We start from the raw sequence: 15,760 nt of genomic DNA, 5'->3' as shown, positions 1-15,760 counted from the left end.
TTGCTGAATGTGTAACCGATTGAAAAAGGGTGCGTCCAAAAGGCGAAAACGAAATAAAAACAATTTAAAAACAAATATCATGGAAGGAATTTTCGTACCAATCGGATTTTTTCTGGCACTTTTCGCCATACTGTATGTTTACTGGACAACGCGTACCAAAGAACGTTTGGCTTTAATTGAAAAAGGAATGGATGCCGGAATTTTTAAGGGAGAATGTTCTCAGTATGCACTGGTAAAATGGGGAATTTTCCTGATTGCACTTGGTCTTGGAGTGGTTGCAGGATCTCTGCTCGCAGGGGTTATTGAAGATGTAGTAGCTTACTTTACTGCCATCCTGGTTTGCGGCGGAGTTGGTTTGATTGTCGCTTACCTGGTAACAAGTAAATTAATGGAAAAGAAAAGAGCGTAGTTCTTTATAATCGAAGTAAACAAAAAGCGGCCGGGAAAATCCCCGGCCGCTTTTTGTTTATCTGTTGGTGAAGTGTTAGTCTGTATGAGCGCGAATTACCTTTCGGATGGCTTCCTGGCAAACCGGACAAAACCCTTCTGCTTCGTTGCTTTTCATCCGGCAGTCGATGTGCGGGCTGTAAATACCTTTGTTCAGGTAACCTCCGCCTTCGTAAACACCTACAGTGTGGCTGAATTTCGGTTCGCGGGGTGTGGGTATCGGTGTTGATTTATCGAGCATCGTTTTCCATTTCTTGTCAAAATCAACTAAGGTGGTTAAGTTGGGTTCCCAGGGTTCAATCTCCAGGTTGTAAAAATCTTCGTAAGCTACCGACGAAGTATAGTACTCATCTCCCAAACCGGCAAATCCATGGCCAAATTCGTGAATAAACACTTCCCTGGTTAGTTCATTGTCGGACGAGCAAAGCGAGAGAAAGTTGTAGAAGCCGCCGCCGCCGTAACGTTCGGTGTTGACCAGTACATATAAATGATCGTAAGGAACCACAGCGGCTGCGTCGTAAATCGATTTCATGTCGCTGGTAGTCAGGTAACGTGGTATGTCGAACGTGTAGAAGCTTGAGTTAAGGCTTGTATTTTTATAAATTCTTTCACCCGGTACATCGGTTCCCGATTCTTTTGACGGGGTAAAAACGGCACTCACATTAAAGCTGTTTTTCTCTGAAAGAAAAGGTTCTTCCGAAAAAAGCATGTCGGTAACACGCTGGGCATCGCTGATGAATTTTTCTTTTTCGGCTTGGGTATAGCCTTCTGCCAGTATTACAATATCCACTTTTTTAGCAGGATCGCCATTTTTTAAGACCTCGCTTACTTCCAGTTTTTCAGTCGGCTCTTTTCTTATAAAATAGTCTTTGGGATCGATCTCGGTTGACAGCAGGTTTTTAAAACTTCCGTCCCATTGCCGGGCGTCAATTTCGAGGCGTACCTTGTTTTTTGGGTAAGGAAAAATTGCTGACTGGTAAAAGGTTTTGTTGGTTGTTTTGGCTTCGGCGGTAGTTTGCCATTCCTGGAATAAAGTGCTGAATCCTTTGGAAAAGATCAGTTGGTTGCTTTCCTGGTCGAAAACCCGGTAGCGATAAGTGCCGTAATTAAATTCGTCGACCAAATGGATTTTGTTTCCCGCCCAAAATGGCTCCTGTTTCATTCCTTCCGGATAAACGGTCACTTCTTCTGAATTTCCTCCCAAAAGGAAATCGAAACGCAGTGAATGGTCCGTGAAATATTTTTTGAAATCGTTTTGCGCATTTAGAAACAGGGGAGTAACGATAAAAAGCCAACAGATTATCCGTTTCATTGTACAGCATTTTTTACATTTGTGGGCTAAAGTATTAATTGTAATCCAAACGTCATGCAATATTTCTACCGTTTTTTACTCGATCAGTTCAGGGCTATTAACGGCATGGAGAGCTTTGCCAAGCCGCTGTCGGCCCTGGCTACTTTCCTCCTTATTTCACTGATTTCGTACATTGCTTATTTCATTGCCCGGAAGTTTATGCTTTATGTGGTGCACCGGGTGGCCGCAAAAACCGAAACAACCTGGGATGATATCCTGGTGGAGAATAAAGTTTTTAAAGGGGTTGCCAACCTGGTTCCTGCGCTGATATTTTTCTACTCGGCCAATTTCGCGGGGCCTGAAACAGCCATCCGTTTGGATCCTTCGCTGGCTTCGAATGCAGAATTAATTGCACGGGATTATTATCCCTTTTTGGACGAGGTGCTGATAACTTTATCGAAGGTTTACCTGATCGGAATTGGTGTTTACCTGATCAATGCAGTGCTGAATTCTATTTTGGGTATTTACAATACTACTCAATATGCTGCAACCCGGCCCATTAAGGGGTATCTGCAATTGATCAAGATCTTTATATACTGCATGGCCGGTATTCTGATGATCGCTTATCTATTTAAGAAAGACCCGTGGGATTTGGTGATTGGTCTGGGAACCATGGCGGCAGTATTGTTGCTGATTTTTAAAGATACGATCCTGGGTTTTGTGGCTTCCATTCAGCTTTCTGCCAATAATATGGTAAAGCTTGGTGATTGGGTGACCGTTCCGAAACACAATGCCGATGGTACGGTGATCGATATTACGCTGAACACGGTTAAGGTGCAGAATTGGGATAAAACCATTGCAACCATTCCTACTTACAGCCTGGTTTCTGAGTCGTTTAGTAACTGGAAGGGAATGGAGGAATCGGGTGGCCGGCGCATTAAGAGGTCGGTACTGATTGATGTAAATTCCATTAAGTTTTGCGACGAAGCCATGTTGAACCGCTTTGAAAAGTTTGACCTGATCAGAAGTTATGTGCTTGAAAAAGAGAAAGAGCTGCGCGAATACAATAAACAGAGAAATCTGAAGGACGAGGACTACATCAGCGGAAGACACCAGACCAATGTGGGGATTTTCCGGAAATACCTGGAAGTTTATCTTCGCCAGCATCCGAATGTGCACCAGGAAATGACTTTTCTGGTTCGCCAGCTTCAGCCAAGTGGAAAAGGCTTGCCGATTGAAATCTATGTTTTCTCCAAAGAGCAGGAGTGGGCCAAATACGAAGCCATTCAGTCTGATATTTTTGACCACGTTTTTGCGGTCATTCCCGAATTTGAATTACGGGTTTTCCAGGAGTTGTCGGGCGCCGATATTTCAAAAATGGTCAACAAATATTCCTAAGCCCGCAAAATCCACTATATTTGGCTTTTGTTCAGTGATTTACGATTCATCAGAAAATCGCATGTTTAAGAGCATCGTTTCTTATTAATTGTAATAATTATGTACATTTGCGCAATAATTTATAACCTATTATGAATTTTTAGGACATGAAGTCGAATGATTATTTAGAGGAAAAACCAGCAGACATTGATGAGCTGGATGAAAAAATACTAAAACTCATAACAAAAAACGCCCGAATTCCATTTCTCGAAGTTGCCCGCGAATGCGGCGTCTCGGGAGCAGCCATCCATCAACGAGTGCAGCGACTGCTGAATATCGGTGTGGTTTATGGCAGCGAATTCATTGTCAGTCCCCAGAAACTTGGCTACAACACCTGCGCTTACATGGGAATTTACCTTGAAAAAGCAAAGTATCATACGCAGGTAGTACTCGCTCTTCGTGAGATTCCTGAAGTGGTGGAATGCCACTACACTACAGGTGCTTATGCAATTTTTATCAAAATTCAGACAAAAACCAACAAACATTTGAAACGTCTGATCGATGATGATCTTCAGAACATTGAAGGAATTGCCCGAACCGAAACATTTATTTCGCTGGAGATGGATTTTAAACGACAAGTTCCGATAAAATGAAAAGAGGCCGTTTTAACGGCCTTTTTTATGCTAGTTTTCATCCGAATAAACAAAGTTGTACGATTCTTCGTGCTGGCTTATATCGAGCCCGATCTTTTCACCATGAGGAGAAATGCGCATTGGCACAATTAAATCGGTTATTTTATACAGAAGCATCGAGCCGCCAAACGTAAAAATACCCACAATAACCAGCGCCAGTAAATGGTAAAGGAAAGTGTTTGTTTCTCCATGAATTAGCCCTACTTCGTTGGCAAAAACCGCCGTTAGTATCATGCCGGTAATTCCTCCCATTCCGTGGGCCGGAAATACGTCCAGTGTATCGTCCAGTTTTGATTTTGTCCGAAGCGTTATGGCGTAGTTGCTGATCATAGCCGCAATTACTCCGATAAAAATACTGGCTCCAACATTCACAAACCCGGCAGCAGGAGTGATGGCTACCAAGCCTACCACTAATCCAATGGCAGCGCCAACGGCAGAAGGTTTTTTGCCCTGGGCAGCATCGTAAAAGATCCAGGTTAACATGGCGGCTGCCGAAGCCGTGTTGGTGTTTACCAGTGCCGAAGCTGCTACTTCGTTGGCAGCCAGTGCCGATCCTGCGTTAAAGCCAAACCAACCGAACCAAAGCATGCCGGCGCCCAGTAAAATGTAGGGGATATTGGCCGGTTTAAATTCCTTGTTGGCATCTTTTCTTCGGCCCAAAAAAATAGCTCCGGCAAGGGCTGCAAACCCGGCCGACATATGAACAACGGTTCCTCCTGCAAAATCAAGCACTCCCCAGTTGCGTAAAAATCCGTTCGGATGCCAGGTCCAGTGGGCCAGTGGCGCATAAATAAAAACAATGAACAAACACATAAACAGCATATAAGCCCGAAAACGAACCCGGCCGGCAAACGAGCCTGTGATCAGTGCGGGTGTAATGATGGCGAACTTCAGCTGAAACATGGCAAACACGGCAAATGGAAAAGTGGGGGCAAGGTCGGGATGCGTGCCGCCACCTACGCCGCGAAACATAAAGTAAGTGAGCGGGTTTCCGAAAAGTCCAAAGCCTTCGGGGCCAATACTATCGCCAAAGGCAATGCTAAAACCCACAACTACCCAAAGAACACTTACAATCCCCATTGCAATGTAACTTTGAAGCATGGTTGAAATAATGTTCCTCGATTGTATCATTCCTCCGTAGAAAAAGGCAAGACCCGGCGTCATCAGAAGTACTAGGGCTGTAGCTGTAAGCATCCAGGCTGTGTCGCCGGCATTCATATTCGAATAATCCTGTTCTGCCAGTCCGCTTGGGACGAACACCCCAATAAGTGCGGTAATGATCAAAAGGCCAAGAATGAGCCACCAGTTTGCTTTGTTTTTCATTGTAATAAGTTTTAACAGTCATCCAACGTTCATCGTATAAATCGCCTCACCGTATTTTGACCAAACGTTTGACTGACTCGTTTCTAATTAAGTTTATGATTTCTGTCTGTTTGATTTAAATCATGCATAAATATATGACTTGGTGTTTTTATTTGAAGAATTATGTGTTAAAATGAAAATAAAAATTCCTGTTTGGTAATAAATTGATAATATTTGGGTGGAATTTGTTCTTATTGATTTAGTTGTTTTCATTTTGTTACTTTTTAGGCGGTTGTGAGAGATGTGATTGAAATAATGTCATTTTTTTGATATTTTTGATGGAAAATTGTAAGACATGACGTTAAGGAGTAATTTGGATGACTGGGACCTGAAAATTCTGGATATTATAACAAAAAATGCACGTATTCCTTTCAAGGACGTTGCAAAGGAAGTAGGTATCTCGAGGGCTGCGGTGCATCAGCGGGTAAACCGAATGGTGGATTTGGGAGTGATTGTTGGTTCCGGCTATCATATTGATCCCAAAAAAGTTGATTTTAAAACCTGTACCTATATCGGTATCTTTTTGGAAAAGGGCGGTTTGTTTTCAGAGGTTGTCACCAAGTTGGAAGACATTCCGGAAATTGTAGAATGCCATTACACTACAGGGGCTTATGCGATTTTTATTAAAGTTTACGCCAAAGACAACGAACACTTAAAGTCGATACTCAGCAACCAGATTCAAAAAATACAGGGGGTAGCCAGTACCGAAACATTTATTTCGCTTGAAGAATCTTTCAAGCGCACGATTCCGGTCAATACTTAATCGAATAATTCCCCGTGGCTTGCCCTCGGGGATGGTTCAACTTTATGAATTTTCTTTAATTACGTTGCCTGACTGCTTCATAGATCATCAGTGCGGCAGAAACCGATACGTTGAGCGATTCAATTTGTCCGAGGATCGGAATTTTTAGTTGCTCATCAGTAAGCTTCAGGATATTGGGCGAGATTCCTGTGTCTTCAGATCCCATCACAATGGCCAACGGGCCTGTGAAATCAGCTGACGTATAGGTCTTGTCGCCTTTTTCGGTGGCAGCAACAATGCGAATTCCCGAATCTTTTAAAAATCGTATTGTTTTTTCGAGGTTGACTACTTTGCAGATGGGCAGGTGGTGAATAGCTCCGGCCGATGTTTTTACTGCGTCGGCTCCTATACGGGCCATGCCTTTTTCGGGGATAATAATCGTATTTACCCCGGCGCACTCGGCCGAACGGGCAATAGCGCCAAAGTTTCTTACATCGGTTATCTGGTCGAGAACAAGTATCAGGGGAGTGGTGCCTGTTTCAAAGATTCCGGGAAGCACGTTTTCAATGTTGTCGAATTCAATCGGAGAGAGAAGTGCGATTACTCCCTGGTGGTTTTTGCGCGTAAACCGGTTGATCTTTTCAACGGGCACGAACTGAGGGGCAATACCGTTTTCTTTCAGTAACTGGAGCAATTCTGAAAACAGCTCATTTTTCAGCCCTTTTTTAATCAGTACTTTATCGATGGTTTTGCCGGTTTTGATAGCTTCAATAACAGCACGTGTTCCAAACAGAAAATCTTCTTTATTCATTGATTATACCCTTTGCAGTAAGTTGTTGTTTTTAATCGTTTCTGAAGTTACCAGGTTTTTTTATTTTTCCAGGCTTCCAGTTCTTCGTTTGCATTTTCCCATTCATGCATCATTTCTTCCAGCTTCTTTTTTAACTCTTCGTATTTGTCAAACAGGCTGTGGTCGTCAATTTGCGTAGACGAAGAAAGAAGCTTGTCCAAGTCTTCCACCTGGCCTTCCAGGTCCGAAATTTTTTGTTCGGTTTCCTGTACCTGTTTTTCAAAGCGCGAAATGTTGCGGCTTATTTCTTTTTGCTCTTCAAAGCTAAGTTCATTTTTTGCTTTTTCTTTTTGAACGGAATTGGCTGCTTTGGAGTTATTGTTTTTTACTTCCAGTTCTTTTAGCGATTCCATTTTCTTCCGGTACAGAAATTCAAAAATACCACCCAGGTGTTGTTTGGCTTTTTTGTTTCTGAATTCGTACACACAATTTACAAGGCCATCCAGAAAGTCGCGGTCGTGGGAAACCACCAGCACTGTTCCCGTGAAATTGGCCAGCGCATTTTTTAATATCTCCTTCGAACGTATGTCGAGGTGGTTGGTCGGCTCATCGAGAATCAGGAAATTAACCGGCTCCAGCATCAGGCGGATCATCGCCAGACGCGATTTTTCACCACCACTCAGCACTTTTACTTTTTTGTCGATGTCTTCTCCTCTGAATAAGAAGGCGGCCAGGATATCCCTGATTTTTGTCCGGATGTCTCCAACGGCTATCTCGTCGATGGTATCAAAAATGGTCAATTCTTCGTTGAGTAACTGTGCCTGGTTTTGTGCAAAATAGCCCACCTTAACGTTGTGCCCGAGTTGCATATCTCCCTTGTGTTCCAGCTCATTCATGATGATCCGGGCCAGGGTGGTTTTGCCTTCTCCGTTTCGGCCAACAAAAGCAATTTTTTCACCTTGCTCAATAGTCAGATCAATGTCGTCCAGTACCAGGTGCGAACCATAGGCTTTGGTAATGTGTTTCGCCGAAACCACTACCTTACCGGAACGCGGTGCGGGCGGAAAGCTCAGTTTGAGTGCTGCATTGTCTTCCTCTTCAATTTCAATCCGGTCGATCTTATCGAGCTGTTTGATGCGCGACTGTACCTGAACCGCTTTGGATGCTTTGTAGCGAAATCTTTCGATAAATTTTTCGGTATCTTCAATCAGTTTTTGTTGATTCTGGTAAGCTGCAAGATTGATCTTCTTTTGTTCTTCCTTCCAGTTCAGAAAGTCAGAGTAATTCATTTTCTGATCCAGAATTTTCCCCAACGATATTTCAATGGTTCGGTTACAAACCGCATTCAGAAAAGTTTTATCGTGCGATACCAAGATAACTGCTCCTTTGTAATCTTTCAGAAAATCTTCGAGCCATTGAATCGATTCTATATCAAGGTGGTTGGTAGGCTCATCGAGTAAAAATACATCCGGTTTCTGGAGTAAAAGTTTGGCTAATTCCACCCTCATTCTCCATCCTCCACTGAATTCGGATGTCAACCGGCCAAAATCCGACCGTTCAAAACCAAGCCCGAGTAATGTTCTTTCCAGTTCAGCTTCGTAATTATCACCTCCCAGTAACTGGAATCGTTCGTGCAATTCAGCAACTCTGTCCAGTTTCCCGAGGTAATCAGCAGAGTGGTAATCCTCACTTTCAGCAATTTCGCTGTTTAAGCGAGCAATGTCTTTCTGAAGCTGAAGTATTTCCTTAAATGCCTGCGTAGTTTCGTCTTTTAAGGTGCGGGTGTCCGAAACTTTCATTTGCTGTGGCAGGTACCCGATGGTAACATCTTTCGAGATGCCAACGCTGCCCGAAGTCGGATTGTTTAACCCGCTGATGATCTTGAGTAAAGTCGTTTTTCCCGCTCCGTTCTTGCCAATCAGCCCGATACGGTCTTTGGGATTGATCAGGAAACTTATCTCTTTGAAAAGCTCAAAGCCGCCAAAACTTAAATTTATTTTATCTAACGAAATCATAATCTAAACTGAATCGCGCAAATATAATCAATCGAGTAAGAAATGAATGGGTGAATTCGGGGCAAAAAAAATACCCTCGCGGGTAAAAAGAAGGAAGGGGAAAGCACTATGGACGCTTTTTGAAGATGATTGATAATTTACAAACCCCTAAACACAAAACCAATCATAAATACAGAAGTCGCTTTCCCCTATTCAGTTTTACTTATTGAAAATAAAACCAACCATTAAATCAATAGCAAATATAATTAAATGATTTTTACCCAATATATAAACGAAACATAAAAATGATTTTGAATGCCTCAAAATGCCCAGTTTTTTCATTTTGGGAATTCTGAATTTTATTTGGGAACAAGAAGGTGGGGGAATGATAATGCTATGTGTAAGATTGAATTATATTTGCACAAAAAATTATTGAGGTGGCAAGAAACAAGAAAAAGCCTTTTTACGAGGACGTGCGGATAGAGGACATAGGTGCAGAAGGAAAAGCTTTGGCCCGGGTCGGAGAGATGGTGATTTTTACGTCGATGGCGATTCCCGGAGACGTGGTTGATTTGCAGGTTACCAAAAAGAGAAAGCGTTACGAGGAAGCTTTTGTGCGGGCGTACAAGTCTTATTCCGACGACCGTATCGATGCCTTTTGTGAGCACTTTGGTGTTTGCGGAGGCTGTAAATGGCAAATGCTGCCTTACGAGAAACAACTTCAGTACAAGCAAAAACAGGTCAGCGATCAGCTTACCCGCATCGGGAGACTTGAAATTCCTGGGGTAATGCCCATTTTAGCATCGGAGCGCGACCGGTTTTACCGGAATAAGCTGGAATTCACTTTTTCAAACAAGCGCTGGCTGACTTACAAGGAAGTGGAAGAAGGCAGCGAGGTGAAAAATTCCAATGCCCTGGGTTTCCATGTTCCGGGATTGTTTGATAAGGTAATTAAAATAGATAAATGCTGGTTACAGCCTGACCCTTCCAATCAGATTCGCAATTTTGTGTACGATTATGCCATCCGAAACAACCTGAGCTTTTTTGATATTAAAGAACAACATGGCTTACTGCGGACAATGATTGTTCGTACAGCCTCCACCGGTGAGCTGATGGTTATTGTAACCTTTTATTATGAAGACAGGGACAAACGCGTTGCCTTGCTGAATGCGTTGAAAGAAGAGTTCCCCGGAATTACCTCTTTGATGTATGTTATCAATCCAAAAGGAAATGATACCATTACCGATCAGGAAGTAGAGGTGTTCTCGGGCCGGGAATACATCCTGGAAGAAATGGAAGGACTGCAGTTTAAGATCGGTGCCAAAAGTTTCTACCAGACAAACTCAGAACAGGCATATACATTATACAAAGTAACCCGCGATTTTGCTGGCTTAACAGGAACCGAAACGGTATACGATTTATACACAGGAACAGGGACGATCGCGAACTTTGTGGCACAAAAAGCCGGTAAGGTAGTCGGTATCGAATATGTTCCGGAAGCCATTGAAGATGCAAAAGCAAATGCGTCTTTTAATAACATAACAAATACATCGTTTTTTGCCGGCGACATGAAAAATGTGCTAACCGATGATTTTGTTAAAGAGAACGGAAAGCCTGAAGTGGTAATTACCGATCCGCCCCGCGCCGGGATGCATGCTGATGTGGTTCAAACCATTATTCGGATGGCGCCCGAGCGAATTGTTTATGTTAGTTGTAACCCCGCAACACAGGCGCGGGATATTGCAATTTTGGACGAGTTTTACCAAATTGAAAAAATCCAACCGGTTGACATGTTTCCACACACACATCACGTGGAAAATGTGGTGTTGCTAAGGAAAAAGCCTTGATTAATTAAGTAAAATCCCCTAACTTGCTTCCACTAAATGCAATCATTTTCTTTGCAGATAGAAAAATAAGGGTCGTATTAAGAAGCCATTATGGTATTCTTAATACTATTATGTTAGTATGATTTCATTAAATCCTAAATTCAATCGATCATGAAAAAATTACTACTTTTTTTAGTGGGAATTGCCCCGCTTATGTTAACCGCTCAGAATAAATGTGTGTATTTTGAGAAGATGGTTGATTTAAAAAGTGAGAAGACAAGTTTAAACACCTCCCAAAGCGATTTTGGTCCGGCTTTCGTTCAAAATGAATTGTGGTACTCTGCTTTTACCAACGAGGAAATTGAAAAGCTGAACAGTGGAACCGACAAAAAGATTTATTACAATCTATATTCTTCCGCAACAGATGCCAAGGGAAATGTAACAGGTGTAAAAGAAGTGGAACTGGCCGAGATTAGCGAGGGCTATCATGCGGGTCCTGTTTCGTATTGCGCCGCTACCGGCGAATTGTTTGTAACCTTAAGCAATTTTGAGAATCCTGATGTTCGCAACAAGGTTTATCAAAAAGCTGACATCCGCCTTAAAATTATTGTTGTGAAAAAGCAAGGTGGAGTATGGCAGAAAGTGGGCGAATTGCCCTTTAACAATCCAACTTACTCAGTTGGACATCCTTCGGTAACTTCTACCGGAGACACGCTTTATTTCGCATCCGACATTCCGGATAAAGGCTTTGGTGGAACCGATATCTATATGACGGTTCGTAATAACGGAACATGGGGCGAAATGATTAACCTGGGAGACAAAATCAATACCTCGGGTGATGACATGTTTCCTTTTATTCACAGAGACAGACTGCTGATTTTTGCCTCTAACGGCAGAGGAAGTGGTGATGATCTGGATCTTTATTCGGCCGGTTTAATGGGCGACAAGATTATGGAACCCAGTGCTATCAGCCAGTTAAATTCTGACGGCGATGATTTTGCCTTTGTTATTCACCCTGAAGAAGAAGTTGGGTATTATACTTCGAATAAATCGGGAGGCGAAGGAAGTGACGACATTTACAAAGTGTTGATCACCAAATTGGGTAAATACGAACTTGAACTGGTCGTAATGGACAAGAAAACCGGGCAAGCAGTGCGCGATGCAAAAATTACTTTTGGAGGCGTTCTGAAGGCAATCGCAGGTTTGCTTTTCAAACAAGAACTGGAGAAGGATAAAACGTATACGGTAGCCACGAATATTGACGGATTTATGAATGATTCCAAAACCATTTCAACCGTTGGAAAACCATTTGGAGTAATCCGTGATACCTTGTGGGTTGAAAAAGTGGAAGTGGGACAAAAGTTTGTAATGGAGAACATTTACTACAACTTCGACAAATGGGACATTCTGCCGGAATCGGAAGTAGAGTTGAATAAACTGGTGAAAGTGATGAAAGACAACCCGGGATGGAAAGTCGAGTTGGGGTCTCATACCGACAGCCGTGGTAGCGATGCTTACAACGAAGTTCTGAGCCAGAAACGTTCAGATTCTGCTGTGGCTTATATTATAAGTCAGGGAATTTCTGCTGACCGCATTATTGCAAAAGGCTATGGCGAAAGCCAGCTGGTAAACAAATGTGACGATGGTGTTCCGTGTTCTGCTGAAGAACATCGTCAGAACCGTCGTACCGAGTTTAAAATATTGGAAATGAATTAGGATAAGTGATACTGACATTTCTTGGAGCTGTTCATTCGTGGGCAGCTCTTTTTTTGTGCTATTTTTGACATGAAATGGATCAGGCAGGCAACATACGAAAGATCATTCACATTGACATGGATGCGTTTTATGCATCGGTAGAGCAGCACGATCAGCCCGAATTAAAAGGGAAGCCGGTGGTGGTGGGAGGAAAAGGAGACCGCGGGGTGATCGCAGCTGCCAGTTACGAAGCCCGTAAATTTGGTGTTCGTTCGGCCATGTCGTCTAAAGTGGCCATCCGGAAATGTCCCAACCTGATTTTTGTGCGTCCCCGCTTCGACCGCTACAAGGAAATATCCAACCAGATCCGGAACATCTTTTTTGAATATACCGACCTGGTGGAGCCGCTTTCGCTCGACGAAGCCTACCTGGATGTGACGTATGCCAAAAAGGGCAAGCCTTCGGCCACCTTGATCGCCAGGCAAATCAAAAAACAGATATTGGATGAAACGGGATTGACTGCTTCTGCCGGGGTGTCGTACAATAAGTTTCTGGCCAAAGTAGCTTCCGATGTCAACAAACCCAACGGCATTTTTGTGGTAACGCCCGATCAGGCACAGGATTTTATCGACCGGTTGGAAGTAAAAAAGTTTTACGGTATCGGAAAAGTAACCGCCGAAAAACTCAATAAGATGGGAATCTGGTTTGGGCGCGATCTTAAAAAAGCAGACCGCCTGGAACTGATACGGATGTTTGGCAAGGCAGGCAATTACTACTACGAGATTTGCCGCGGCGAAGACCACCGGGCAGTGGAGCCTTCGCGCGAACGAAAGTCGATAGGGGCTGAGGATACCTTTTCTGCTGACCTTTACCGGGAAGAAGAACTGGAAGCTGAGCTTTTAAAAATAGCAGACAAGGTGTGGGAAAGAGCCGGGCGGTCGCAGGTGAAAGCCAAAACCCTTACCCTAAAATTTAAATACGCCGATTTTGAACAACATACCCGAAGCAAAACCCTGGAACCGTTCTATCATTCAAAGAATGTGTTTATCGATGAAAGCATAAAGCTGCTTCGTGTTGAAGGCGGGTTTACCAAAGGTATCCGTTTGCTGGGACTTACTTTATCCAATTTTATGCAGGAAGAGCCCCCCAAAGAAGCAGTTCAGCTGGTGATTGAGTTTTAGGGGTAATCAAATAATTCCTTACGGTTTGCTACGGATCTTTTTTTATATCCTCACCTGAAGCCGGGGTAAAACACATCTGAAATTACCCCGTAACAATTCTACGGACCGGGAGTCTGAAATTTTACGACCCTGCCGCAGTTGTGCTACACCGGGCCGGGAAAAATTAGACCCTTGTTGCAGTTCTGCGAAGGGGGTGTTACAACAATTTTTTGCCATTTGCAGAACCGCGGGGGGCCAGCCAGTACAATTATTCATAGTTACACAGCTGCGAGACGGGTCTCACAATAATTTTTTGCCATTTGCAGGACTGCGGGAGGCAATCAATCGGATTTTTTGCCCTTTACAGGTTTGCGGCAGGCCTCCCGGAAAGTTTTCAGGGCAAGTGCAGAGCTGCGGGAAGGGTTCAAAGTTAGTAAGTCAGGGTGTTGCGACAAGACGGGGTTATGGCCAAGCCCGCCTTTGGAAGAAACTGACGCTAATCGGCCTAATCAAATAGTTTCTCGTGCTCTGCAACGGGTGCATTGCCATAACCTGTAGTGCAGCTTTCATCGCTTTTTTCTTCAGAATAAAAAGAAATGTGAAGGAACTCTTGTATCTTTCATCAAATTTAGGATTCATGCTTATGAGACGCATCAAACGCATTATCGGAATAGTCATCGTTTTATTGGTAGTTGTTTTTTTTCTGGGGCCCAAGCCCCCGAAGCCCGAACTAAACCGGGACCTTCCTTCAGCTTCGGCTAGCATATCAACCATGGAAGATTATATCCGGAAAAAAGAAGCCACGTTCAACGTCAAACCCGACAACGAATCGCGGATTTTCTGGGCAAACGATTCGTTGCAGGAGCGAACAGATTACTGCGTATTGTACCTGCACGGATTTTCTGCTTCGTGGTACGAAGGCTATCCTTCGAATGTGGAATTTGCCCGAAAGTTTGGATGCAATTTATACGCACCCCGCTTGCATGACCATGGCCTGGTTACTGAGGATGCATTAATCGATATGACGCCCGATAAATTGTGGCAGTCGGCCAAGGAAGCATTGGTAGTTGCACGCAGCCTCGGGAAAAAGGTGATCATCATGGGTACCTCAACCGGGGGAACACTTGGCTTGAAACTGGCAGCCGATTTTCCGGAATATGTTGACGGGCTGATCCTGTATTCTCCCAATATTCGCATTAACGATAACACCGTGTGGATTCTTCCCAAACACTGGGGATTGCAGATCGGAAGAAAAGTAACCGGCAGTAAGTACCGCATTACCAACGAAGATTTTGACTCGAAAGACTGTCAGTACTGGAATTGCAAATACCGGCTGGAGGCGGTGGTTTACTTGCAGCAGCTGGTGGAGGCAACCATGAACAAGGAAACGTTTAGGAATGTTGTGACGCCGGTTTTTCTGGGCTATTATTACAAGGATGAAGAACACCAGGATCAAACTGTGCGCGTAGATGCCATGCTGACCATGTTTGACCAGCTCGGGACAGCTTCAACCGAAAAAGTGAAAAAAGCCTTCCCCGAAGCCGGCGATCATGTGATTGGATGCGAGCTAACTTCTGGTTGCGTAGACGAAGTAATGGCCGAAACCGTTAGGTTTGGAGAAGAAGTGCTGGGCTTGATTCCGCAGAACTAGTCAATCAGCGAAGCCGCGGCTTCATCCAAAAACCAAACCAGGTCTCCGTTTACAGGTGAAATATAATACGCCGGAAGCAGTTTGGCTGCTTCGTTGTCGTTCATGATCTCCGATACCCGAAGGGCCTTGTTTTCTCCGGTTACCAGGAAATAAATCCGGTTGGCATTGTTGAGTACATGCCCCGTAAGAGTGATTCGCTTTTGCCCGGTAAGCGGGTGTTCTGCAACGGCACAATTCTCCGGATGATCAAATAACTCAAGCTGGTCGGGAAATATGGAGGCGGTGTGCCCGTCGTCACCTAATCCAAGGATGATCAAATCGAATACCGGCTCTTTTCCCCGCGCAATCAAATTGTCCTCAATTTCTTTGGAATAACGGATCGCTTCCTGTTCCGGGTCTTCTTCACCACGCACCCTGTGGATGTTTTTCTCCGGAATGTTGATATGTGAGATCAGGTAGTCCACCGTCATTTTATAGTTGCTCTGCTCATCAGTTGGCGGAACACAGCGTTCGTCTCCCCACCACAAATGAATGCGTTCCCACGGAATTTCGTCTTTGTATTTGCTGCTGATCTTTTCAAACAAACCCTTGGGAGAATTTCCCCCGGAAAGGGCAATGTTAAAATCATGCTGTTTGGAATCCGACGTAAGTTTTATGATGCTTTTGGCAATTGCATTGTAAACCTTCTTTGAATTTTTGAAGATTTTTACTTCCGTTTCTTGTGTCATGTCCG

Annotated in this window: 13 protein-coding genes; 8 read left to right on the top strand and 5 right to left on the bottom strand. The window is 43.8% G+C overall.

Translation table 11 applies throughout. The features are described from left to right. Window positions 1-79: 79 nt before the first annotated feature. Entirely contained in the window at window positions 80-409 is a 330-nt protein-coding gene (locus tag INQ51_RS01470; RefSeq protein WP_233376125.1) for a DUF6249 domain-containing protein, read from the top strand. Window positions 410-484: 75 nt separating this feature from the next. Here INQ51_RS01470 and INQ51_RS01465 read toward each other — a convergent pair whose 3' ends face one another. Next, entirely contained in the window at window positions 485-1,759 is a 1,275-nt protein-coding gene (locus INQ51_RS01465) for a M64 family metallopeptidase (protein ID WP_233376124.1), read from the bottom strand. Window positions 1,760-1,813: 54 nt separating this feature from the next. Between INQ51_RS01465 and INQ51_RS01460 the strand changes: the two genes are divergently transcribed. Then, window positions 1,814-3,136, top strand: a complete 1,323-nt coding sequence (locus tag INQ51_RS01460; RefSeq protein WP_233376123.1) for a mechanosensitive ion channel family protein — start codon at window positions 1,814-1,816, stop codon at window positions 3,134-3,136. A 146-nt stretch (window positions 3,137-3,282) separates the two neighbouring features. Continuing rightward, on the top strand, window positions 3,283-3,768 hold the full coding sequence (locus INQ51_RS01455) for an Lrp/AsnC family transcriptional regulator (RefSeq protein ID WP_233376122.1): 486 nt from the start codon (window positions 3,283-3,285) through the stop codon (window positions 3,766-3,768). A 30-nt stretch (window positions 3,769-3,798) separates the two neighbouring features. Here INQ51_RS01455 and INQ51_RS01450 read toward each other — a convergent pair whose 3' ends face one another. After that, the gene (locus tag INQ51_RS01450) at window positions 3,799-5,130 is read right to left on the bottom strand and encodes an ammonium transporter (protein WP_233376121.1); all 1,332 of its coding nucleotides are present in this window, start codon (window positions 5,128-5,130) and stop codon (window positions 3,799-3,801) included. Between the two features lie 334 nt (window positions 5,131-5,464). On the opposite strand from INQ51_RS01450, the gene INQ51_RS01445 reads away from it, so the two are divergent. Next, window positions 5,465-5,932, top strand: coding sequence for an Lrp/AsnC family transcriptional regulator (locus INQ51_RS01445; protein ID WP_119437998.1), 468 nt, complete (start codon window positions 5,465-5,467; stop codon window positions 5,930-5,932). Between the two features lie 55 nt (window positions 5,933-5,987). Here the strand turns inward: INQ51_RS01445 and rlmB are convergent, their stop codons facing one another. After that, a complete protein-coding gene (gene rlmB, locus INQ51_RS01440) occupies window positions 5,988-6,722 on the bottom strand; it encodes a 23S rRNA (guanosine(2251)-2'-O)-methyltransferase RlmB (protein ID WP_233376120.1) in 735 nt (244 codons plus the stop codon). A 47-nt stretch (window positions 6,723-6,769) separates the two neighbouring features. Continuing rightward, window positions 6,770-8,716 (bottom strand): ABC-F family ATP-binding cassette domain-containing protein, encoded by a 1,947-nt coding sequence (locus tag INQ51_RS01435; RefSeq protein ID WP_233376119.1) that lies wholly within the window; start codon window positions 8,714-8,716, stop codon window positions 6,770-6,772. Window positions 8,717-9,132: 416 nt separating this feature from the next. Here INQ51_RS01435 and rlmD point away from each other — a divergent pair, with 416 nt between their 5' ends. The 4 genes from rlmD to INQ51_RS01415 all read left to right on the top strand — a co-directional run bounded on the left by rlmD (window position 9,133) and on the right by INQ51_RS01415 (window position 15,027). Next, window positions 9,133-10,542: a 23S rRNA (uracil(1939)-C(5))-methyltransferase RlmD gene (gene rlmD / locus INQ51_RS01430; protein ID WP_233376118.1), complete on the top strand. Its 1,410-nt coding sequence runs from the start codon at window positions 9,133-9,135 to the stop codon at window positions 10,540-10,542. A 150-nt stretch (window positions 10,543-10,692) separates the two neighbouring features. Further along, window positions 10,693-12,237, top strand: coding sequence for an OmpA family protein (locus tag INQ51_RS01425; RefSeq protein WP_233376117.1), 1,545 nt, complete (start codon window positions 10,693-10,695; stop codon window positions 12,235-12,237). Window positions 12,238-12,311: 74 nt separating this feature from the next. Next, window positions 12,312-13,397: a DNA polymerase IV gene (gene dinB / locus INQ51_RS01420; protein ID WP_233376116.1), complete on the top strand. Its 1,086-nt coding sequence runs from the start codon at window positions 12,312-12,314 to the stop codon at window positions 13,395-13,397. A 622-nt stretch (window positions 13,398-14,019) separates the two neighbouring features. Further along, window positions 14,020-15,027 (top strand): alpha/beta hydrolase, encoded by a 1,008-nt coding sequence (locus INQ51_RS01415; protein ID WP_233376115.1) that lies wholly within the window; start codon window positions 14,020-14,022, stop codon window positions 15,025-15,027. Here the strand turns inward: INQ51_RS01415 and pgl are convergent. Further along, window positions 15,024-15,755: a 6-phosphogluconolactonase gene (gene pgl, locus INQ51_RS01410; protein WP_233376114.1), complete on the bottom strand. Its 732-nt coding sequence runs from the start codon at window positions 15,753-15,755 to the stop codon at window positions 15,024-15,026. The genes INQ51_RS01415 and pgl overlap by 4 nt on opposite strands. Window positions 15,756-15,760 lie beyond the last annotated feature (5 nt).

The organism is Maribellus sp. CM-23, from assembly GCF_021354595.1.
Taxonomy (GTDB): Bacteria; Bacteroidota; Bacteroidia; order Bacteroidales; family Prolixibacteraceae; genus Draconibacterium.
The sequence above is the reverse complement of the archived record's forward strand: the minus strand, read 5'-3'. Positions and strand labels throughout refer to the sequence as shown.